The sequence below is a fragment of the Pseudomonas sp. MD330_10 genome (assembly GCF_042610415.1).
In the GTDB taxonomy this organism is placed as follows: domain Bacteria; phylum Pseudomonadota; class Gammaproteobacteria; order Pseudomonadales; family Pseudomonadaceae; genus Aquipseudomonas; species Aquipseudomonas rhodesiae.
On sequence record NZ_JBHGZU010000013.1, the window covers coordinates 15,920 to 34,965 of the forward strand.

Here is a 19,046-nt window from a genome sequence, read left to right on the forward strand (position 1 = left end):
ATCGACGCACTTTGTTTGTGGAGCCTGTTATGCCGAATCTCCGTCTTGCCGACCTCACCGCCGAAATCGAAGCCAATGTGCGCCGCGCACTGCTGGAGGACATCGGCAGCGGCGACATTACCGCGCAATTGATCCCGGCCGAACGACTGGCCAAGGCCACCATCATTACCCGCGATGACGCCGTGATCGCCGGCACGGCGTGGGTGGACGCGGTGTTCCGGCAGTTGGACCCTCGGGTCGCCGTGCACTGGCAGGTGGCCGATGGCGAACGCGTCAGCCCCAATCAAGCGCTTTTTCACCTCGAAGGCCCGGCGCGCTCGCTGCTCAGCGGCGAGCGCAGTGCGCTGAATTTTTTGCAGATGCTGTCCGGCGTCGCCACACGCGCGAAGTACCTGGCGGACTTCGTTGCCGGCACTCAAGTCAAATTGCTGGACACCCGCAAAACTCTGCCGGGCCTGCGCCTGGCACAGAAGTACGCGGTGACGTGCGGCGGCTGTCACAACCATCGCATCGGTCTGTACGACGCGTTTCTGATCAAGGAAAACCACATCGCTGCCTGCGGCGGCATTGCACAGGCCATCACGGCGGCGCACAAGATCGCTCCCGGCAAGCCCGTGGAAATCGAAGTAGAGAGCTTGGAGGAACTGCGCGAAGCATTAGCGGCGGGCGCCGACATCATCATGCTCGATGAGTTGAGCCTCGACGACATGCGCGAAGCCGTGCGCCTGAACGGCGGCAAGGCGAAGCTGGAAGCCAGCGGCGGCATCAATGAAACCACCCTGCTGCCCATTGCCGAGACCGGGGTGGACTACATCTCCATCGGCGCGATGACCAAGGACGTGAAGGCGGTGGACCTGTCGATGAGGCTCAGCCTCTGAAAAGCGGCAAGCGGTCAGCGTGACGCTGCAAGGAAGCCGAGTGGCCCCTTGCAGCTTGCCGCTCTGTTCTAAACCACCAGGTTATTCATCTCGCAATACTCATCCCAATCCACACCCAGCACCTCGGCCGCTTCCTTATGCAGGACCAGCCGTTGCGCTTCGAACTCTTCCGGTGTCGAGGTGTACTTGAGGGTCAGTTCCCAAGGTTGGAGGCCCTGGCTTTCGGCCTCGTCCTCGAATGCCCACTGAATCTGGTCGCGCTGATCATCGGCGCTCAGGTCCTTGATCTCTTCTTTAAGCTGCGGCGATTCCTTGAGGTAGTGCTCAAGAGCTGCTTCGTGCCGGGCTTCCTGGGTCATTTCAGTCGTGGTCATGGTGTTCTCTTAGATCGAGGAATGGGGATGCATCTGGGACATCAGGTTGCGCAGATACAAAAGAACAGGCACGAATGCCGGCTCGTCTGGCCTTCAGAACCATTCTGGGATCAGCTGAAAACATTGCCTTTGAAACAGTGTTGCCTTTGTGCCCGAGACAGGAATCGAACCTGCAACCTTCGCGTTACGAGTGCGCTGCTCTACCGGCTGAGCTACACGGGCGGTGGACTAAAGCTAGCACCGCATCCGGCGTCCGGCAACTCGCGGCCTTCAGCGGGCGATAACACCCTGCGCCCAGAAACGCGGTTGCAAGTAGCTGCCCAGGGTGTCGAGGTACTGTCGCTGGGCCTGCTTGATATGGGGCACATCGCGCAGCGCGACAGATACCAGCAATGCAATGGCCAACGCGCTCAACAGCTTCCATGCGCGCCAGGCCAACGGCCATGACGCCGTTACAGGTGTGCGCCAAGGGTGCAGCGCCATCAGCCAGCCCACTACCAGCGCAAGCCAAACCTGGGACGTGGGCATCACCAGCACACCGTCGACCATGGACTGCGTCAGCGCACCGACCAACGCAGCGAACAGACATAAGCGCAGTAGATCCGCACGCTCGCTGAACTGCGCGCGCTCACGCAGCACGACAATCGTGGCCCAGCCACTGCGCGCCGCCAAAAACGCCACGCACAATGTCGACGGCACGCCCCATTCGCTGGCCCACTGCAAAACAGCCTGATGCGGATGGGCGGCAACTTTGTTGGCAATATCGGCAAAGTGCATCGGCCCGAAGCCTAACCACGGCCGCTCAGTCAGCATGTGCCAACCCTGCCACCAGATCGGACCGCGCCCCGACAGCGAAGTGGTGAGGCGCTCGCTGGCGTCATTGGAGTTGTCGATTCCCAGGTAGGTCGCCAGCACCGTAAACACCAGCCAGTAGATCCACAAGCCGCTCAGCATCCCCGCCAATTGCCAACCCAACCAACGCCGCCCCCATGGCCCGATCAGTGCCACGACCATGCCCGCCACTGCCATGCCGAGCCAGGTGCCGCGTGTACCGCCGCTGATCGCGATCAACCACCAGGCGCATAGCAACGCAAATGCCATCCCCCGCAATGAGCGAGAGACTGTGGGTAACAGCAAAGGCAATGCCAACAGCGGCAGCGTGAATGTCTGGAACTGGCCATAAAAGCGCTTGTTGGAAAAGCTGGATAACAGCAGATCAGGGTTCATCGTGTGCCCGCCGCTGGCGAACGCAAGCACGCCGGCGTACAGGTACTGGAGGGTTTTGATCAGGCACAGCAACACCACGATCAGCAGCAGCACACGATCCAAAGGCTCGCCGCCGTGACGGCGCAGCGATGCAAAAGCTAACGCGATTGCCGCGCAGCTGACGAACAGCGCCATCTCGGTCAGCGCCCAAAGCGGCTGATGGGCCAGCAGCGAAGACGCCAGGCCCAATCCCACGATGAGCGCCAGCCCCCATGCCGTCTGGCGATCCACCCAGGGCTCGGTCGGGGTAATCGAGCTTCCGTACAGCACCGCACAAAACCCGATGGCAATCTGCATGACCCGCTGTAGATCGTGCCCACTGAACGGTGCACAAATCCCCACCACCAACAGGCACACCGTCACCACCAGGAAAATACTGCCGCGCTGCTGTACGGATAACACCATCGGTTACCTCAACGTCCTTGTGGGTACAGGCACCGCTAAGCGCCGCCGGCTCCGCAGCCCTTGCCGGCGTATTTGGCCTCGGCCGTGGTGGTGCAGGTCCAGCCGCTGGTGGCGTTGCGTGTCAGCACAATGCTCTTGCCCAGTACGGGCGCCGGTGCATCGAGGATCTCGCAACGGATATCGCCCGCGCCCGTTTTAACGTCCCCTGTCACCTCGATTTTGCAATTGGCGGTAGGGCTGGTGCCGCCGATCAATGCCAGGGTAGGTACGGTGCCCTGATTGAGGGTGTCTTCGTACCCGGCCTTCAATGCGCTGATTTCAGCCAGGCCGGCGGTGAACTTGGCCTTGGCTTGATGGGTGGTGTACATGGGCAGGCCAATGGTGGCCAAAATGCCGATGATTGCCACGACTATCAACAACTCGATCAAGGTAAAACCTTTCTGACGCATCACTCTCACTCTCCAGAATAGAACTCATGACAAGGCGCTTCCTGCGCCCCGCGTTGTGCAGCGGCGCCAGTGTACTCATCCGCCGGTGGTCAATCGCCTGCATGACGCACATTCTGACATTTTATCCACCACCACAGCCTGCCCGCCTTCAGCCCGTGACTAAGCTTTGAAAAACTTCAACGACCTGCGCGCGGAACCGTGACATGAACAACGCTGTAACGCTCTACACCTGGGAAGGCATCAACCGCAAAGGCCGCAAGGTGTCCGGCCAAAGCACCGGACGCAGCCCTGCCGTGGTCAAGGCGCAACTGCGCCAACAAGGCATCCGCCCCGGCCGTGTGCGCAAGTCAATTCCACGGCTGCCAGGCCTTGCCGCGCCGATCAAAGCCGCCGACATAACCTTGTTCACCCGCCAGTTGGCCACGTTGCTGAAGGCCGGCATTCCCCTGCTGCAAGCCTTCGATCTGATCAGCGAAGGTGTCGAGAAGCCGCCTGTGGGTGAACTGCTGCAAAGCCTGAGACAACAGGTCGCCGCCGGCACCACCCTGACTGAAGCGTTACGCAGTCAACCGCGTTATTTCGATGAGCTGTACTGCCATTTGGTAGCGGCCGGCGAACAGGCCGGCGCGCTTGAGACGCTGCTGGAGCGCCTGGCGGTTCATCGCGAAAAGAGCGAACAACTCAAAGCCAGGATCAAAAAAGCCATGACCTACCCCATCGCGGTCGTGATCGTGGCCGGGCTTGTCACTGGCGTGCTGCTGGTGCATGTGGTGCCGCAGTTCCAGAGCCTGTTCGCTGGAGTGAACGGTAAGCTGCCGGGCTTCACCCTCGCAGTTATCGCTCTGTCGGAGTTCATGCAACATGCCTGGTGGATCGTCGCGCTGGGGCTTGGTGTGGGGGTTATTGGCCTGCGTCAGGCCTGTCGAAAATCGCCAATCTTTCGCCATTGGCTGGACGCCGGTTTGTTGAAAGCACCGCTGGCAGGCAAACTGCTGCAAAAATCAGCCGTGGCCCGCTACGCCCGTACGCTTTCTACCACCTTCGCGGCCGGGGTGCCGCTGGTGCAGGCCCTGGATTCAGTGGCAGGCGCCGCGGGCTCCGCCCCCTACAAACAGGCAATCGAGCATATGCGTCGCGATGTATCCACAGGTATGCCGTTGAATCACGCCATGGCCACCAGTGGTCTGTTTCCAGGGATGGCGATTCAGATGACGGCAATCGGCGAAGAATCCGGCACGCTGGACTTCATGCTGGAAAAAGTCGCCAGCCACTACGAAACCGAAGTGGATAACCAGGTCGATCACCTCACCAGCCTGATGGAGCCGCTGATCATGGTCGTGCTGGGAGGCATCGTCGGGTCGTTGGTCATTGCCATGTACTTACCCATCTTCCAACTGGGGAGCGCATTTTGATCCTACTGCTGAATGAATCCCCATGGGCCTTTGTCGCCCTGGCTTCGGTGCTGGGGCTGATCGTGGGCAGTTTCCTCAATGTGCTGGTGTGGCGCCTGCCGAAGATGCTTGCACGGGAGTGGCGTGCCCAGGCCCATGAAGTACTTGGCTTACCGGCCGAACCCGTCGGGCCGACCTACAACCTGATGCGCCCAAATTCCTGCTGCCCTCAGTGCGATCATGGGATCCGCCCCTGGGAAAATATTCCGCTGCTCAGCTATCTGGTCCTCAAGGGCCGCTGCGCTCACTGCAAGGCAAGGATCAGCCTGCGCTACCCATTCACCGAACTTGCCTGCGGATTGTTGTCGGCGATCGTGGCCTGGCACTTCGGCGTTGGTTGGCAAGCCGGGGCAGTATTGCTGCTGACTTGGGGCTTGCTGGCGATGAGCCTGATCGACGCCGACCACCAGTTACTGCCGGATGTGCTGGTACTGCCGCTTATGTGGCTGGGTCTGATCGTCAACAGCTTTGCACTGCTGGTGCCGTTGCCCGACGCCGTATGGGGAGCGGTGGCCGGATACATGAGCCTATGGTCGGTGTTCTGGCTGTTCAAGTTGGTCACTGGCAAGGACGGCATGGGCTACGGCGACTTCAAACTCCTGGCCCTGCTCGGGGCCTGGGGCGGTTGGCAGATCGTGCCGATGACCCTCTTGATGGCGTCACTGGTTGGGGTATTTGCCGGGTTGATACTGATGCGCGTGCGCAAGGCCCAGGTGTCCACGCCAATGCCATTTGGGCCCTATCTGGCGATTGCCGGCTGGATTGCATTGCTCTGGGGTGGTCAAATAACCGACTTCTATTTGCAGTCTGTCGGTTTCCAATGAGCACTTCTTCTGTTCCAACCCCGTGGATACTCGGCCTGACCGGCGGCATCGGCAGTGGCAAAAGCGCGGCAGCCCAACACTTTATCGATCTCGGAATCGATGCGGTGGACGCCGACCACGCCGCACGCTGGGTGGTCGAGCCAGGCCGTCCCGCGCTGGCGCGCATCGCCGAACACTTTGGCGATCGCGTGCTGTTGCCCGACGGCCAATTGGACCGTAGCGCACTGCGCAAACTGATCTTTGAAGTGCCCGAGGAACGCCGCTGGCTTGAAGCGCTGTTGCATCCTTTGATTGCCGAAGAAATTCGCAGCCACCTGGCACGGGCGCGCTCGCCTTACGCGATTCTGGTGTCACCGCTGCTGATCGAGTCTGGTCAGTACAGCATGACCCAACGCATTCTGGTGATCGACGTGCCGCAATCGCTGCAGATTGAGCGTACCCTGCAGCGCGACGGCATCAGCGAGCAGCAGGTGCAGGCCATTCTCAAGGCCCAATCCAGCCGCGAAGACCGCCTGAACCATGCCGACGACGTACTGGTCAATGACAGAGACCTCGCCTGGCTGCACAGCGAAGTCGAGCGGCTGCACCACTTTTACCTTACTTTGCGTGGAGGCCGATCATGAGCCAACCCTTGACCGTCGACTGCCCAACCTGCGGCGCACCCGTGGAATGGAAAGCGACCAACCCCAACCGGCCATTCTGCTCGGACCGTTGCAAATTGATCGACCTGGGGGCCTGGGCCGCCGAAGAACACAAGATCCCCGTGGCCCCGGATGCCGAAGACGAACTGTTCTCCGAAGACCTCCCACCCCGCCACTAAGGGCGCATAAAGGCGTATTCCTGCTGGTCGTCGAGGTTTTCTGCCAGGTACTGCAGCTCGTCGGCCAGGTCTTCGAAACTGCGCACGCCCTTGCTTTGCTGCACGACGGCGCTCAGCATGGCACGCAGGGTCAGGCCCGGATCGAAACCGATCTCCTGTGCCGCGTCCTGGCTTCTGCGAAGTTCCTGCCGTGCCCACTCATACACACTCATGATCCGCACTCCTGGAAAATTTCCCAGAGCATGGGCCTGCCGTGACACAGGGTGTTTGATTTGGATCAACGCAGCGAATCGTCGTCCTTCCAGGGCGCCGAGAGGTAGCGTGTGCGATTGAAGGTTTCCAGCCATTCCGGACAAAACACCACCAGAGCGCTGATCACCGTGCCATTGATAAAGGCTTCGGGGAAGATGATCAGCCACAGGTAACCGATGAAGTCTTCCAACCATTCCGGCATGGCGAAAAGACCGTCGAACCACAACAGTCCCAGCCCCAGTAGTAGGCACGCCAATGCCGCCAGCGCTGCTGCCAGAAACCCTGAACAGAAGATATACACAAACGGATTGCGCGGCTGCGCGCGCTCTACCCGCAGTGCGACGCCTTCCGTGATCAGTACCGGCAGCACAATCAACAAAAGACCATTGATGCCGATGGCGGCCAGGTCTTGACGGCCCAGCATCATCAGACCCAGTTGTGCGACAAAACCACCGACAATCGCCAGCGGCCAGTCCAGCAGCAGGGTTACGGCTGTCATGCCAATGAAGTGATAGGAAACGCCGGTATCGAAATCGCGCCGGACCAACCACAGCATAAACAGCGCAAACACGGTGCCGAACAGCAAATGCTGGCGCCGTCGGTCGGCAAACAACTCAACCCACGGCGAACGCAGCACCGCCCACGCCAGCACCGGCGCATACAGCAGCCAGCCGATGCCGAGGGTGGGCGCTGTCAGCACGCCGGCGCTGATCACGGTTTCACCTGCTCCAGGGCCTGGCGCAGTTCAGCCGCGGAGCCGTATTCATGCTGCGCAATCAACTTGCCGCTCTCCAATTGCAGCCACAGCACTTTGTCCACAGCTCCCGGGTAGCGCGGCGCGATGCGCGCATCCCGGTCCAGCATGACCCGGTAGCTGTACGACTGCATGGCAGGTACCGCGAACAGTCTGGCGACCAATCGCGGCATGCGCTGAATGTCGGCGACAAATACCCCGTGACGGGCCTCCAGATAGCCCTTGGGCTGACCTTGCAGCGCGCCGTCGACGATTTTGGCGGCGTCCATGCTGCGGGCCACCAACAAGATTTGCGCCTGGTCATCCAGGGTATAGACCTGATCGAACTGATCCAGCAGTGTCCAGGGCGCGAGGCGCTCGCCGACTTCGACGGCCTGGGCCCATAACGGCAAAAGACCCAGGAACAGCACTACGAATAACTTCACTGCGCACTCCTCATGCTCGCTTGATCGATAGAGCCGCCAGTCTACACCGACCTTTCGCACCGGGACTTCCTGTGGTCATCATTTGAACGCTAAGCTGCAAGCATGGATGACTCAGATTACTTGCGCCTGCTCACCGTAGCGGCCGAACAAGCCAATGCTTTCCTGTCCAATGCCCGCAAATGGGAGCGTGAGCGTTGGGTGTGCCAGCGCCTGTTGCAAGGCCTGAATGTGCCCTATCGCGCCGAAGAGTTCCACGCCGCCGGCCAAGAGCCGCCGGACGTGCTGTTTCGCGATGCAAGCTTCGAAGTGTTTTTCGTACTGGACGAGGGGCGGCGCCTGAACGACGAATGGCGCGATGAGTTACTGCGTCGACGCAGCGCGTTTTCCCTGAGCCAACTGGTGCGCCGCGAAGCCAAGCCACGGCGCATCCCCGCCCATGAGTTCCTGCTGCGCCTGGCGCCGACGCTGCGCAAAAAGGCGCATAACTACAAAGAGCGCGGGATGGATTTGGGCGAATTGGATATCGTCGCCTTCGCCAGTCTCAAGCGCGAAGTGCTCGACCTTAACAGTCACTTCCCTCCGCCGACCGAATACCTGCGCCAAGGCTGGCGCTCGCTGTCGCTGGTGGGGCCGACCTTTGCCCGAGTGCTGTTCGCGCACCCCGATGCGCCGGATTTCTTGCGCAACAATCTGGGCCGCAGCATAGTGTTCGACGTGGGCATCAGCCTCTGATCCCCGCCCTGTAACGTGGCGCCCCTTTGCAACGTCTACCTGACGAGGCCTTTATGACCAGCCGCCTGAAACCCGAAGACCAACAACGTGTCGAAGAATACCTGCAACTCTCCCAGCACAGAGTCGAGCGCAAGCCTTTCAGGCCCTGGCTGCTCCTCTGTGTGGTGCTGGTCGCAGTGATCGGGCTCGGGCTGCTGAGCCGTCTTTTGAGTTACCTGACGCTATGAGCTGCCTGGCGCTCGCGGGGGTAACCGCACCGATTTCTTTTAGCCTTGCGAGATATCCCCATGACCCATCGTATTATTATCGTCGGCGGCGGCGCCGGCGGCCTGGAGTTGGCTACCCGCCTGGGTAAGACTCTGGGCAAGCGCGGTACCGCCAACATCACGTTGGTCGATACCAACCTGACCCATATCTGGAAACCCCTGCTGCATGAAGTGGCTGCCGGTTCTCTGAACTCTTCGGAAGATGAACTCAATTATGTCGCCCAGGCGAAATGGAACCACTTCGAGTTCCAGCTGGGGCGCATGAGCGGGCTCGACCGTGAGCAGCAGAAAATCCAACTGGCCGCCACCCTCGACGAAGAAGGCCGCGAATTGGTCCCTGCGCGCGTATTGGGCTATGACAGCCTGGTGATCGCCGTCGGCAGCACCACCAACGATTTCGGCACCGAAGGCGCGGCGCAACACTGCCTGTTCCTCGATACCCGCAAACAGGCCGAGCGCTTTCACCAACAATTGCTCAACCACTACCTGCGCGCTCATGCCGGGCAGACCGATGTAGTGGAAAAAATCAGCGTCGCCATCGTCGGCGCCGGTGCGACCGGTGTTGAGCTGGCCGCAGAACTGCATAACGCCGCCCATGAACTGGCGGCCTATGGCCTGGACCGGATCAAGCCAGAGAACATGCACATCACGTTGATCGAAGCCGGTCCACGAGTACTGCCCGCCCTGCCGGAGCGCATTGGCGGCCCGGTACATAAAACCCTGGAAAAACTGGGAGTGACGGTGCTCACGAATTCGGCGGTCAGCGAAGTAACGGCTGATGCGCTGATCACCAGCAGCGGCCAGGTGATTCCGGCCAGCCTGAAGGTGTGGGCTGCCGGGATTCGCGCGCCGGGCTTCCTCAAGGACATCGACGGCCTGGAAACCAATCGCATCAATCAACTCCAAGTGCTGCCGACGCTGCAAACCACCCGCGACGAAAACATTTTCGCTTTTGGGGATTGCGCGGCCTGCCCGCAGCCGGGCACTGACCGTAACGTCCCGCCACGGGCCCAGGCCGCGCATCAGCAAGCGTCGCTGTTGGCCAAATCCCTCAAGCTTCGGATCGAAGGCAAACAATTGCCGACGTATAAGTACACCGACTACGGCTCGCTGATCTCGCTGTCGCGATTCTCGGCGGTGGGTAACCTGATGGGTAACCTGACTGGCAGTGTGATGCTGGAGGGTTGGCTGGCGCGGATGTTCTATGTATCGCTCTACCGTATGCACCAGATGGCGCTGTACGGCGTGTTTCGCACGGCAATGCTGATGTTGGGCAGCAGGATTGGACGCGGGACGGAGCCGAGGCTCAAGTTGCACTGACAGTAAGGCCAGAGGGGGCTTGCTCGATATGAGAGCAAGCCCCCTCTTCACATGTGATCAGCCAAACTTTTGAGTTTTTGCGCGCACAAAAAAAATCCCCGTATCTTTCGATACGAGGATTTTTAATATGGTCGGGGTAGGGGGATTCGAACTCCCGACATCCTGCTCCCAAAGCAGGCGCGCTACCGGACTGCGCTATACCCCGGTAATAAAAAGGCGACCTTTCAGTCGCCTTATTCGATCAGTGCTTTTGGCCTCTGATCTTAAGATCTGATCCCAGCGTTAACTGGTTTCAAAAATGGTGGGTCGTGTGGGATTCGAACCTACGACCAATTGGTTAAAAGCCAACTGCTCTACCAACTGAGCTAACGACCCAAATATGGTCGGGGTAGGGGGATTCGAACTCCCGACATCCTGCTCCCAAAGCAGGCGCGCTACCGGACTGCGCTATACCCCGATTTGAAATTGGCTCCGTGACCAGGACTCGAACCTGGGACCCAATGATTAACAGTCATTTGCTCTACCGACTGAGCTATCACGGAACTTAGCATTTCAAACGTACAACTTACTGCTTTTTACTTCCTCTTTGACGCTTGCGTATCGCTACGTTCGTGTCTCTGAGGCGCGCTATTCTACAATCTTAAAAACCCCTGTCAACCCTTTAAATTGCTTTTAAGACAATGATTTGCGCTTGTTTCTGATTTCTTCTTGGGGAGAAGAAACCCGTGGGTTGACGTTGCTGCGGGGCGCACTTTACAAGCCTTTGCCTTACAGTTCAACGCCCTAGCGAAAAAAAAGGCCCCGCAATGCGGGGCCTTCTCTTATCAACCGGCGGTCAGGCCTCAGTGGAAGACGATTTCGTCGTTTTCCACGCTGGCTGTGACGCTGGTTCCCGGCATAAAACTGCCCGAGAGGATCAACTGCGCCAGCGGGTTTTCGATCCAGCGCTGGATCGCACGTTTCAGAGGTCGTGCGCCATACACCGGGTCGTAACCTACCGCGATCAGCTTGTCCAACGCTTCGCTGCTCAGTTCCAGCGACAGCTCGCGTTCGGCCAGACGACCACGCAGGCGGCCCAACTGGATCTCGGTGATGCCGGCGATCTGATCCCGCGCCAATGGCTCGAAGATCACCACTTCATCGACCCGGTTGATAAATTCCGGGCGGAAGTGCGAAGTCAACGCGTCCATCACCGCTGCGCGCTGGGCCTCACGATCCCCTACCAACTCTTGGATCTGCGTCGAGCCAAGGTTGGAGGTCATCACGATGACCGTGTTGCGGAAGTCCACCGTACGCCCGTGACTGTCGGTCAGACGGCCATCCTCCAGCACTTGCAGCAGGATGTTGAACACATCCGGGTGGGCCTTCTCGACTTCATCCAGCAGGATGACCGAGTAAGGTTTGCGCCGCACAGCTTCGGTCAGGTAGCCGCCCTCCTCGTAGCCCACATAGCCTGGTGGCGCACCGATCAAGCGAGCGACCGAGTGTTTCTCCATGAATTCGGACATATCGATCCGCACCATGGCCTCTTCAGTATCGAAGAGGAACTCAGCCAGGGCCTTGCACAGTTCGGTCTTACCCACACCGGTCGGGCCGAGGAACATGAACGATCCACTTGGACGGTTCGGGTCGGACAACCCTGCACGGGAACGCCGCACCGCGTTGGATACCGCCACGACGGCCTCTTCCTGACCGATAACGCGCTGATGCAACAGACTTTCCATTTTCATCAGCTTGTCGCGTTCGCCTTCCAGCATCTTCGATACAGGAATGCCGGTCCACTTGGAGACAACCTCGGCAATTTCTTCCTCGGTCACCTTGCTGCGTAGCAACTGGTTCTCGCTATGGCCATGCTGGTCGACCATCTGCAGACTGCGCTCCAGATCGGGAATCACCCCGTACTGCAACTCGGCCATACGGTTCAGATCACCTTTACGGCGTGCGGCCTCCAGCTCCTGACGAGACTGCTCGATTTTTTGCTGGATCTGAGCAGAACCCTGCACTTCGGCTTTCTCCGAGGTCCAGATTTCTTCGAGGTCGGAGTACTCACGCTCCAGGCGCTGAATTTCCTCTTGGAGTTTTTCCAAGCGTTTCTTCGCCGCGTCGTCCTCTTCTTTCTTGAGGGCCTGGGATTCCACCTTCAGTTGGATCAAGCGCCGATCCAAACGATCGAGTACTTCCGGCTTGGAGTCGATTTCCATACGGATACGGCTCGCCGCTTCGTCGATCAGGTCAATCGCCTTGTCGGGCAACTGGCGGTCGGTGATATAGCGATGGCTCAATTTGGCCGCCGCAATGATCGCCCCGTCAGTAATCGCCACCTTGTGGTGAACCTCATAACGCTCTTTGAGGCCACGCAGGATTGCGATGGTGTCCTCTTCGCTCGGTTCTTCCACCAGCACTTTTTGGAAGCGCCGCTCAAGCGCCGCGTCCTTTTCGATGTACTGACGGTATTCGTTAAGCGTCGTGGCGCCCACGCAATGCAGCTCACCGCGAGCCAGCGCCGGCTTGAGCATGTTGCCCGCATCCATGGAGCCTTCGCCTTTACCGGCGCCGACCATGGTGTGCAGTTCGTCGATAAACAGAATGATCTGTCCTTCCTGCTTGGACAGCTCGTTCAGCAGAGCTTTGAGGCGTTCTTCGAACTCACCGCGGAACTTGGCACCGGCGATCAGCGCCCCCATGTCCAGAGACAACAGACGCTTGCCTTTGAGGCCATCCGGCACTTCACCATTAATGATGCGCTGGGCCAGCCCCTCGGCGATCGCGGTTTTACCTACGCCAGGCTCACCGATCAGCACCGGGTTGTTTTTGGTGCGACGCTGCAGTACCTGGATGGTGCGACGAATTTCATCGTCACGACCGATCACTGGGTCGAGCTTGCCGTCTTCGGCGCGCTTGGTCAGGTCGACGGTGTATTTGTCCAGGGCTTGGCGCGACTCCTCATGATTAGGGTCGTTCACCGCATCGCCACCGCGCAGGTTGTTGATGGCATTTTCCAGGGCTTTCTTACTGACGCCCTGCCCCAGCAACAACTTGCCCAGTTTGCTGTTCTCGTCCATGGCGGCGAGCAGCACCAGTTCGCTGGAGATGAACTGGTCACCTTTTTGTTGAGCCAGACGATCGGCCTGGTTCAACAAGCGCGCCAGATCCTGGGACATATTTACGTCGCCAGTGGGGTTTTGGATTTTCGGCAGTTGGTCGAGCTCTTTGCTCAACTCCTTGCGCAGGCTGTTGACGTCAAAGCCCACCTGCATCAACAAGGGTTTGATGGAACCACCTTGCTGCTCCAGGAGCGCCTGCATCAAGTGCGCAGGCTCAATGGCCGGGTGGTCGAGGCCCACCGCCAAGGATTGAGAGTCCGATAAGGCCAACTGCAATTTGCTGGTTAAACGATCAATACGCATTAGTCACCTTCCTTTTGAGCAGGCCGGATCTATAAACACATCCTGAATGAAGAAACCTGCCAGATACCCTTATAGATGTGGTCGATTCTGGGAGATTCAAGCAACAAACAGTTGACGCAGATCAGAAGAGTCTAGCGCTCAAGCCAGATAAGGGAGGCGAATCGTCCGGTGCGAGGACTGCGACGATAAGAAAAGAAACGCGGATCCGTCACGGTGCACAAACCACCACCATAGACCGCCGTGATGCCGCGCGCAGCGAGGCGCAGGCGCGCGAGTTGATAGATGTCGGCCATGAACTTGCCAGGATTACGGCTCGGCCCGAACGCTTGGGCAGTCGCCGGCAGTTGCTGCATGAACACTTCACGCACTTCCGGACCGACCTCAAAGGCTTGGGGCCCAATCGCCGGGCCCAGCCAGACCAATACGTCGTCAGGCTCGGCGGCCAGGCTATCGACCGTCGCCTCCAGTACGCCGGCCGCCAACCCCCGCCAACCGGCGTGGGCGGCTGCCACGCGGGTGCCGGCGCGGTTGCAGAACAGCGCCGGCAGACAATCGGCAGTCATGGCTGTGCAGGCGATACCCGGCGTGTCGGTCCAGCAGCCATCGGCTTCGAGGGTGCGACCGGGGTCGGCCTTGACGACATTCACGCCATGGACCTGCCGTAGCCAGGTTGGCTGGATATCGAAGGTTTGGGAAAGTCGACGGCGATTTTCCAGGACGGCCTCAAGGCTGTCCTCGACATGATCGCCCAGGTTGAGGCTGTCGAACGGCGCCAGACTGACGCCGCCCGCACGGGTGGTGACGCAGGCCTTGACCTGAGCCGGCGCGGGCCAGTCAGGAATCAGCCAGTCATTCATCCGATAAACGCCTCGCGGTCCTGTTTGAGCAACGACAGCAACCACACCAGGTCGTCCGGCAGCGGCGATTCCCAGCTCATGCGCTTACCGCTCGTCGGATGATCCAACTCAAGGAAGCGCGCGTGCAGGGCCTGACGCGGAAAGGATTTCAGCGATTCCACCATGGTCGCACTGGCGGCCGGCGGAATGCGGAAGCGACCGCCGTAGGCCGGATCGCCGACCAACGGGAAGTTGATATGGGCCATGTGCACGCGGATCTGGTGGGTACGACCGGTTTCCAGCTTGACCCGCACATGGGTGTGGGACCGGAAACGCTCCAGAACTCGATAGTGGCTCACGGCCTGCTTGCCGCCTTCCATCACCGCCATACGCTGGCGCTGCTGGCCGTGGCGACCGATAGGGGCGTTGATCTTGCCACCGGCCACCACCACGCCGATCACGATGCACTCGTAGATCCGGCTGACGCTGCGGCTTTGCAACTGGGTGACCAGTTGGGTCTGGGCCTGAATGGTCTTGGCGACCACCATCAGACCGGTGGTGTCCTTGTCCAGTCGGTGCACGATGCCGCAACGCGGCACATTGATGATGTCCGGTACGTGGTGCAACAGGGCGTTGAGCAAAGTGCCATCAGCGTGCCCGGCAGCCGGGTGCACCACCAGGCCTGCAGGTTTGTTGATGACCAGGATGTCGTCGTCTTCATAGACGATATCCAGCTCGATGTCCTGGGCGACCCACTCTCCCTGGGCTTCCTGCTCGGCAGTCAGCTCAAGAATCGCACCGCCATGGACTATGTCTCGCGGGCGGATAACCGCTCCATCCACAGTCAGGCGGCCGTCTTTGATCCAGGCGGAAAGGCGCGAGCGCGAGTGCTCAGCGAATAATTGTGCGGCGACTTGATCGAGGCGTTGGCCGCCCAATTCGGACGGCACCTCTGCGCGAAGTTCAATTTTATCGGACATGCTCAGACTAGGCGTGGCACAGCCTTTGGTTTCGGCTGCGCGCTTGTGGTTAAATACGGCGTCTTTTGCCCCGAGGCTTTCAACGGGGCGCTCATCATAACAGGACGGCCCCGCCCAAGACAGCGGCCGTCATAGGGACGCAAGCCGCCATGCAAGTGAAACACCTGCTGCTGATCGCCATCCTCGCCATGACTGCTGCTTGCTCGTCAACAAAGGAAGTCGTCGACGAAAACCTGAGCGAAGTCGAGCTGTACCAACAGGCTCAGAAAGACTTGGACAATAATAGCTACACCAGCGCCACAGCCAAGCTGAAGGCACTGGAGTCACGCTATCCGTTCGGTCGCTACGCTGACCAGGCCCAACTCGAGCTGATCTACGCCAACTACAAGAACGCCGAGCCGGAAGCCGCCAAGTCCGCCGCCGAGCGTTTCATCCGCCTGCACCCGCAGCACCCGAACGTGGACTACGCCTACTATATGAAGGGCCTGACCTCGTTCGACCAGGACGTTGGCCTGCTGGCGCGCTTCCTGCCGCTGGACATGACCAAGCGCGACCCGGGAGCGGCCCGCGACTCCTATAACGAGTTCGCCCAGCTCACCAGCCGCTATCCCAACAGCCGCTACGCGCCGGACGCCAAGCAGCGCATGATCTACCTGCGCAACCTGCTGGCTTCCTACGAGATCCACGTCGCGCACTACTACCTGACCCGTCAGGCCTACGTCGCCGCCGCCAACCGTGGCCGCTACGTGGTGGAGAACTTCCAGGAAACCCCATCCGTGGGTGATGGCCTGGCCGTAATGACCGAGGCTTATCAGCGCCTGCACTTGGACGAACTGGCCACTACTAGCCTGGAAACCCTCAAACTCAACTATCCCGATCATCCAAGCCTAAAAGACGGCCAGTTCGTGCCTCAGGTTGCCGAAGCGGACAACCGCTCGTGGCTGAGCAAGTACACCTTGGGCCTGATCGAATCCCGTCCACCGCTGCCGCCGGGCGAAACCCGCGCCAACCAGGACGTGATCAAGCAATTCCAGGACGCCAAGGACGCTATTCCTTCCGACCTCAAGCCGCACGACGAAAACGGCGACGTGATCGAAGAGGAAGAACCGCAAGCCCTGGGCAATAATCAGGACCGCTCGTGGTTCAGCTACATGACTTTTGGCATATTCGACTGATCAGTCCATGTAACACCTAAAAGGGAGCCTCCACAGGCTCCTTTTTCATGGGCAGCATTATTGCTCTGTGCGCCTGCCACGTCCTTGGCTAAACTGGCGCATTCCTTGTCGAGAATCTGCCCATCATGCTACGTCTTTTGTTCTGGATTGCCGTCATTGCCGCCGCGGTATGGTTCTGGCGCAAGTTCAAAAGCCCGGCCACCAAGCAGCAGCGCGCCAACGAGCCCGATGCCGCGCTGATGGTGCGCTGCGCTCACTGCGGCGTGCACCTGCCGCAGGATCGCGCCTTGCGGCTGCGCCAGGAGTGGTATTGCACCCAGGCGCATCTGGAGCAGGGGCCAAAGTCTATCCAGCGTTGATTCGACCTTCTGGCGCATAAGGCGCCGGGTCGATAATCGGTTTATTGCCTAGCAGCAGGTCGGCGAACAGCTGACAGGACGCTGGCGCCAAGACCAGACCGTTGCGGTAATGCCCGCAGTTGAGCCATAAACCTTTGAACCCAGGCACCGGGCCTATATAGGGAATACCTTCCGGCGACCCCGGCCGCAAACCGGCCCAGTGCCCCACCACTTCAGCATGGGCCAGGGCAGGAATCAGCTCGACAGCAGAAGCCTTCAGGCTTTCCAATGCGGTCTCGGTGGGCGTTTTATCGAAGCCTTCGTGTTCCAGAGTGCTGCCGATCAGAATATGCCCGTCCCGTCGCGGAATCGCATAACGGCCCTTGGCGAGGACCATGCTCGACAGAAAGTTCGAATCACACTTGTAGAGAATCATCTGACCTTTGACCGGTTCCACCGGCAGCGATAAGCCGAGCGTACCGAGCAGATCACCGCTCCACGCCCCTGCCGCCAGCACCACCTGATTACCCAGGATCGGTCCTTCAGCCGTATTCACCCCCACCACACGGCCGTTCTCTACCGCAAACCCCGTCACCACGCACTGCTCGCGAATCGTCACACCAGGCAATGCCAACAGCGCAGCCTTGAGGGATTTGACCAGGCGCGGGTTACGCACATTGGCCACGTTGGCCATAAAGATCGCTTGCGAGTACCCACCCCCCAACACCGGAACAGCGTCATGGGCGACTGATATATCCACCTTGCTTAAGGGACGTCCCTCGCGGATAGCCCAGGCCAGCGCTTCGGGCTCATCGTCCAGATCTAACCAGTACAAACCAGTGGTATGCACCTGCGGGTCGACACCGGTGGTGACAAACAGGTGCTCGGCCAATTGCGGGTAAAAATCTTGGGACCAATGCGCCAACGCGGTGACCGCTGGGCTATAGCGCCACGGATACAGCGGCGAAACGATACCCCCGCCAGCCCAGGACGACTCCTGCCCAACCCCGGCGCGCTCCAGCAGCACTACCGCCTGCCCTTGGGTCGCCAGGTTGAACGCCGTCAACAAGCCGATGACTCCGCCACCGACAATCACCACTTGCTCTTGCTTAGCCATCATTCGATCCAATCGATAAAAAGGAACAAGCGCCACCGACGCCCAGTGATCCAGCATTCGCATCATTGCCCCCAGCACGCCTGGCGTGACATCTCCGGCGCCGCGCCTGGATTGCTGCGTGCGCCGGTACTGGTCAGGCTGAACTCGCCACAGGCGTCGCCGTCCATGATCGAGCCAGCCACAGGCGTAGCCAGCAAACGGAAATCCTGAGGGTTCAATGCGACGGAGATTCTATAGCGATCATCGCCGGCACTGACGCCGCTTGCGTCAATAAAAGTACCGTTCTTCGCATAGAACCGCTCCAGGTGCTGCGCCTGCTCAGTCAATACGCCGACGATTTGTACGCGGTAGGCCTTTTTCACCTGCGCCGTATAACCGGGGTAAACGATCCCAGCCAGAAGAGCGATGATCACCACGCCGATCAGTAATTCCAACAGGGTAAAACCTCGGGTGTCCATGCCCATCTCATTGCTCCTATAGAAGTTGTCGCCATGACACTCGCCGAAATCGCGGGCCTCCCTCCCCGTCTACCCGGGCATATACGCTCTCCAGCACCGTGCGCGCCTGACCGCTCCAGCCGACTGCCGTCACTCGATACAGCGCGGCCGTTGTATTCGGCGGCAAGTGCGCGATCCCGCGCCCCATGCCTAGAAACTGAACGCCGTAAAGCCCACCTTTGAGGGCAACCCAGGACACCGCTGAAACCGGGTGGGTGCCTGCGGCGATCACCGAAAACGCTTCATCCGGTGGCGCACAGGTGGTGATTGACTGGCACTGCGGCAACGTCCCACCACTACGCCGCACGCTCCACTCTCCGAGTCTCAAACCGCTCTCGGCACTTTGCAGCGACTGATTGCGATGCCAAAAACTGGCGGCCATCTTTTGCTGGGCCACCACCCCTTGCATCGAGGACAGGCCAATCAGCGATAACAGCAGCAAAAACACCAGACTCAATAGCAGCGCCATGCCTGACTGCC

Annotated in this window: 22 protein-coding genes and 5 tRNA genes; 10 read left to right on the forward strand and 17 right to left on the reverse strand. The window is 59.8% G+C overall.

Annotation, left to right across the window (positions count from 1 at the left end; translation table 11 throughout):
- The first annotated feature begins 29 nt into the window (after window positions 1-29).
- On the forward strand, window positions 30-878 hold the full coding sequence (gene nadC, locus ACFZPT_RS19045) for a carboxylating nicotinate-nucleotide diphosphorylase (RefSeq protein WP_034095838.1): 849 nt from the start codon (window positions 30-32) through the stop codon (window positions 876-878).
- A gap of 68 nt (window positions 879-946) precedes the next feature.
- On the opposite strand, the gene ACFZPT_RS19050 is transcribed toward nadC, so the two are convergent.
- The 4 genes from ACFZPT_RS19050 to ACFZPT_RS19065 all read right to left on the reverse strand — a co-directional run bounded on the left by ACFZPT_RS19050 (window position 947) and on the right by ACFZPT_RS19065 (window position 3,372).
- On the reverse strand, window positions 947-1,252 hold the full coding sequence (locus tag ACFZPT_RS19050; protein ID WP_034095837.1) for a DUF6388 family protein: 306 nt from the start codon (window positions 1,250-1,252) through the stop codon (window positions 947-949).
- 149 nt (window positions 1,253-1,401) lie between these two features.
- A tRNA-Thr gene (locus ACFZPT_RS19055) sits at window positions 1,402-1,474 on the reverse strand.
- A 48-nt stretch (window positions 1,475-1,522) separates the two neighbouring features.
- Entirely contained in the window at window positions 1,523-2,923 is a 1,401-nt protein-coding gene (locus tag ACFZPT_RS19060; RefSeq protein WP_034095836.1) for an O-antigen ligase, read from the reverse strand.
- 35 nt (window positions 2,924-2,958) lie between these two features.
- Window positions 2,959-3,372, reverse strand: coding sequence for a pilin (locus tag ACFZPT_RS19065; protein WP_034111719.1), 414 nt, complete (start codon window positions 3,370-3,372; stop codon window positions 2,959-2,961).
- A gap of 203 nt (window positions 3,373-3,575) precedes the next feature.
- Here ACFZPT_RS19065 and ACFZPT_RS19070 point away from each other — a divergent pair, with 203 nt between their 5' ends.
- The 4 genes from ACFZPT_RS19070 to yacG are packed head-to-tail and all read left to right on the forward strand — an operon-like array spanning window position 3,576 to window position 6,467.
- Window positions 3,576-4,784 carry a type II secretion system F family protein gene (locus ACFZPT_RS19070; protein ID WP_034095834.1) on the forward strand — a complete coding sequence of 403 codons (1,209 nt, stop codon included), beginning with the start codon at window positions 3,576-3,578 and terminating at the stop codon, window positions 4,782-4,784.
- On the forward strand, window positions 4,781-5,647 hold the full coding sequence (locus ACFZPT_RS19075) for an A24 family peptidase (RefSeq protein ID WP_034095833.1): 867 nt from the start codon (window positions 4,781-4,783) through the stop codon (window positions 5,645-5,647). The genes ACFZPT_RS19070 and ACFZPT_RS19075 overlap by 4 nt, the downstream gene beginning before the upstream one ends.
- Window positions 5,644-6,270 (forward strand): dephospho-CoA kinase, encoded by a 627-nt coding sequence (gene coaE / locus ACFZPT_RS19080; RefSeq protein ID WP_034111714.1) that lies wholly within the window; start codon window positions 5,644-5,646, stop codon window positions 6,268-6,270. The genes ACFZPT_RS19075 and coaE overlap by 4 nt, the downstream gene beginning before the upstream one ends.
- Window positions 6,267-6,467 carry a DNA gyrase inhibitor YacG gene (yacG, locus tag ACFZPT_RS19085; protein WP_034095831.1) on the forward strand — a complete coding sequence of 67 codons (201 nt, stop codon included), beginning with the start codon at window positions 6,267-6,269 and terminating at the stop codon, window positions 6,465-6,467. Before coaE ends, yacG begins: the two co-directional genes overlap by 4 nt.
- Here yacG and ACFZPT_RS19090 read toward each other — a convergent pair.
- The 3 genes from ACFZPT_RS19090 to ACFZPT_RS19100 form a co-directional block, all read right to left on the reverse strand.
- Window positions 6,464-6,679 carry a hypothetical protein gene (locus ACFZPT_RS19090; protein ID WP_003171680.1) on the reverse strand — a complete coding sequence of 72 codons (216 nt, stop codon included), beginning with the start codon at window positions 6,677-6,679 and terminating at the stop codon, window positions 6,464-6,466. The genes yacG and ACFZPT_RS19090 overlap by 4 nt on opposite strands.
- A gap of 65 nt (window positions 6,680-6,744) precedes the next feature.
- Window positions 6,745-7,434 carry an energy-coupling factor ABC transporter permease gene (locus ACFZPT_RS19095; RefSeq protein WP_034095830.1) on the reverse strand — a complete coding sequence of 230 codons (690 nt, stop codon included), beginning with the start codon at window positions 7,432-7,434 and terminating at the stop codon, window positions 6,745-6,747.
- A complete protein-coding gene (locus ACFZPT_RS19100; protein ID WP_379555554.1) occupies window positions 7,431-7,898 on the reverse strand; it encodes an FAD/FMN-containing dehydrogenase in 468 nt (155 codons plus the stop codon). Before ACFZPT_RS19100 ends, ACFZPT_RS19095 begins: the two co-directional genes overlap by 4 nt.
- A 102-nt stretch (window positions 7,899-8,000) precedes the next feature.
- On the opposite strand from ACFZPT_RS19100, the gene ACFZPT_RS19105 reads away from it, so the two are divergent.
- The 3 genes from ACFZPT_RS19105 to ACFZPT_RS19115 are packed head-to-tail and all read left to right on the forward strand — an operon-like array spanning window position 8,001 to window position 10,216.
- Window positions 8,001-8,630 carry a DUF1780 domain-containing protein gene (locus ACFZPT_RS19105; protein ID WP_017845475.1) on the forward strand — a complete coding sequence of 210 codons (630 nt, stop codon included), beginning with the start codon at window positions 8,001-8,003 and terminating at the stop codon, window positions 8,628-8,630.
- Between the two features lie 53 nt (window positions 8,631-8,683).
- Window positions 8,684-8,857 carry a DUF3094 family protein gene (locus ACFZPT_RS19110; RefSeq protein WP_034095827.1) on the forward strand — a complete coding sequence of 58 codons (174 nt, stop codon included), beginning with the start codon at window positions 8,684-8,686 and terminating at the stop codon, window positions 8,855-8,857.
- 60 nt (window positions 8,858-8,917) lie between these two features.
- Window positions 8,918-10,216, forward strand: coding sequence for an NAD(P)/FAD-dependent oxidoreductase (locus tag ACFZPT_RS19115; protein WP_034095826.1), 1,299 nt, complete (start codon window positions 8,918-8,920; stop codon window positions 10,214-10,216).
- Window positions 10,217-10,344: 128 nt separating this feature from the next.
- On the opposite strand, the gene ACFZPT_RS19120 is transcribed toward ACFZPT_RS19115, so the two are convergent.
- The 7 genes from ACFZPT_RS19120 to rluD all read right to left on the reverse strand — a co-directional run bounded on the left by ACFZPT_RS19120 (window position 10,345) and on the right by rluD (window position 15,439).
- A tRNA-Pro gene (locus ACFZPT_RS19120) sits at window positions 10,345-10,421 on the reverse strand.
- Window positions 10,422-10,515: 94 nt separating this feature from the next.
- A tRNA-Lys gene (locus tag ACFZPT_RS19125) sits at window positions 10,516-10,591 on the reverse strand.
- Window positions 10,592-10,596: 5 nt separating this feature from the next.
- A tRNA-Pro gene (locus ACFZPT_RS19130) sits at window positions 10,597-10,673 on the reverse strand.
- Between the two features lie 9 nt (window positions 10,674-10,682).
- Window positions 10,683-10,758: transfer RNA gene (locus ACFZPT_RS19135), tRNA-Asn, on the reverse strand.
- 300 nt (window positions 10,759-11,058) lie between these two features.
- Window positions 11,059-13,623, reverse strand: a complete 2,565-nt coding sequence (clpB, locus tag ACFZPT_RS19140) for an ATP-dependent chaperone ClpB (RefSeq protein ID WP_034095825.1) — start codon at window positions 13,621-13,623, stop codon at window positions 11,059-11,061.
- A gap of 131 nt (window positions 13,624-13,754) precedes the next feature.
- A complete protein-coding gene (pgeF, locus tag ACFZPT_RS19145; RefSeq protein ID WP_099313215.1) occupies window positions 13,755-14,480 on the reverse strand; it encodes a peptidoglycan editing factor PgeF in 726 nt (241 codons plus the stop codon).
- Window positions 14,477-15,439, reverse strand: coding sequence for a 23S rRNA pseudouridine(1911/1915/1917) synthase RluD (rluD, locus tag ACFZPT_RS19150; RefSeq protein ID WP_024073341.1), 963 nt, complete (start codon window positions 15,437-15,439; stop codon window positions 14,477-14,479). Before rluD ends, pgeF begins: the two co-directional genes overlap by 4 nt.
- Before the next feature lie 149 nt (window positions 15,440-15,588).
- On the opposite strand from rluD, the gene ACFZPT_RS19155 reads away from it, so the two are divergent.
- A complete protein-coding gene (locus tag ACFZPT_RS19155; protein ID WP_034095823.1) occupies window positions 15,589-16,614 on the forward strand; it encodes an outer membrane protein assembly factor BamD in 1,026 nt (341 codons plus the stop codon).
- 125 nt (window positions 16,615-16,739) lie between these two features.
- The gene (locus ACFZPT_RS19160) at window positions 16,740-16,973 is read left to right on the forward strand and encodes a PP0621 family protein (protein WP_034095822.1); all 234 of its coding nucleotides are present in this window, start codon (window positions 16,740-16,742) and stop codon (window positions 16,971-16,973) included.
- Here ACFZPT_RS19160 and thiO read toward each other — a convergent pair.
- The 3 genes from thiO to ACFZPT_RS19175 form a co-directional block, all read right to left on the reverse strand.
- Window positions 16,960-18,069 (reverse strand): glycine oxidase ThiO, encoded by a 1,110-nt coding sequence (gene thiO / locus ACFZPT_RS19165; RefSeq protein WP_099313216.1) that lies wholly within the window; start codon window positions 18,067-18,069, stop codon window positions 16,960-16,962. The genes ACFZPT_RS19160 and thiO overlap by 14 nt on opposite strands.
- A 62-nt stretch (window positions 18,070-18,131) precedes the next feature.
- Complete coding sequence (locus ACFZPT_RS19170; RefSeq protein WP_034095820.1) at window positions 18,132-18,533, reverse strand: type IV pilin protein; 402 nt, start codon at window positions 18,531-18,533, stop codon at window positions 18,132-18,134.
- Between the two features lie 10 nt (window positions 18,534-18,543).
- Window positions 18,544-19,035 (reverse strand): PilX N-terminal domain-containing pilus assembly protein, encoded by a 492-nt coding sequence (locus ACFZPT_RS19175; RefSeq protein ID WP_047881671.1) that lies wholly within the window; start codon window positions 19,033-19,035, stop codon window positions 18,544-18,546.
- Window positions 19,036-19,046 lie beyond the last annotated feature (11 nt).

Excerpts from the sequence above, each read along its gene's own strand:
- ACFZPT_RS19155 (WP_034095823.1), top strand. The coding sequence starts at position 15,589 with ATGCAAGTGAAACACCTGCTGCTGATCGCCATCCTCGCCATGACTGCT.
- ACFZPT_RS19070 (WP_034095834.1), top strand. The coding sequence starts at position 3,576 with ATGAACAACGCTGTAACGCTCTACACCTGGGAAGGCATCAACCGCAAA.
- ACFZPT_RS19160 (WP_034095822.1), top strand. The coding sequence starts at position 16,740 with ATGCTACGTCTTTTGTTCTGGATTGCCGTCATTGCCGCCGCGGTATGG.
- clpB (WP_034095825.1), bottom strand. The coding sequence starts at position 13,623 with ATGCGTATTGATCGTTTAACCAGCAAATTGCAGTTGGCCTTATCGGAC.
- ACFZPT_RS19105 (WP_017845475.1), top strand. The coding sequence starts at position 8,001 with ATGGATGACTCAGATTACTTGCGCCTGCTCACCGTAGCGGCCGAACAA.
- pgeF (WP_099313215.1), bottom strand. The coding sequence starts at position 14,480 with ATGAATGACTGGCTGATTCCTGACTGGCCCGCGCCGGCTCAGGTCAAG.
- nadC (WP_034095838.1), top strand. The coding sequence starts at position 30 with ATGCCGAATCTCCGTCTTGCCGACCTCACCGCCGAAATCGAAGCCAAT.
- ACFZPT_RS19170 (WP_034095820.1), bottom strand. The coding sequence starts at position 18,533 with ATGGGCATGGACACCCGAGGTTTTACCCTGTTGGAATTACTGATCGGC.
- ACFZPT_RS19110 (WP_034095827.1), top strand. The coding sequence starts at position 8,684 with ATGACCAGCCGCCTGAAACCCGAAGACCAACAACGTGTCGAAGAATAC.
- ACFZPT_RS19115 (WP_034095826.1), top strand. The coding sequence starts at position 8,918 with ATGACCCATCGTATTATTATCGTCGGCGGCGGCGCCGGCGGCCTGGAG.
- ACFZPT_RS19060 (WP_034095836.1), bottom strand. The coding sequence starts at position 2,923 with ATGGTGTTATCCGTACAGCAGCGCGGCAGTATTTTCCTGGTGGTGACG.
- thiO (WP_099313216.1), bottom strand. The coding sequence starts at position 18,069 with ATGGCTAAGCAAGAGCAAGTGGTGATTGTCGGTGGCGGAGTCATCGGC.
- yacG (WP_034095831.1), top strand. The coding sequence starts at position 6,267 with ATGAGCCAACCCTTGACCGTCGACTGCCCAACCTGCGGCGCACCCGTG.
- ACFZPT_RS19065 (WP_034111719.1), bottom strand. The coding sequence starts at position 3,372 with ATGCGTCAGAAAGGTTTTACCTTGATCGAGTTGTTGATAGTCGTGGCA.
- ACFZPT_RS19090 (WP_003171680.1), bottom strand. The coding sequence starts at position 6,679 with ATGAGTGTGTATGAGTGGGCACGGCAGGAACTTCGCAGAAGCCAGGAC.
- rluD (WP_024073341.1), bottom strand. The coding sequence starts at position 15,439 with ATGTCCGATAAAATTGAACTTCGCGCAGAGGTGCCGTCCGAATTGGGC.
- ACFZPT_RS19050 (WP_034095837.1), bottom strand. The coding sequence starts at position 1,252 with ATGACCACGACTGAAATGACCCAGGAAGCCCGGCACGAAGCAGCTCTT.
- coaE (WP_034111714.1), top strand. The coding sequence starts at position 5,644 with ATGAGCACTTCTTCTGTTCCAACCCCGTGGATACTCGGCCTGACCGGC.
- ACFZPT_RS19175 (WP_047881671.1), bottom strand. The coding sequence starts at position 19,035 with ATGGCGCTGCTATTGAGTCTGGTGTTTTTGCTGCTGTTATCGCTGATT.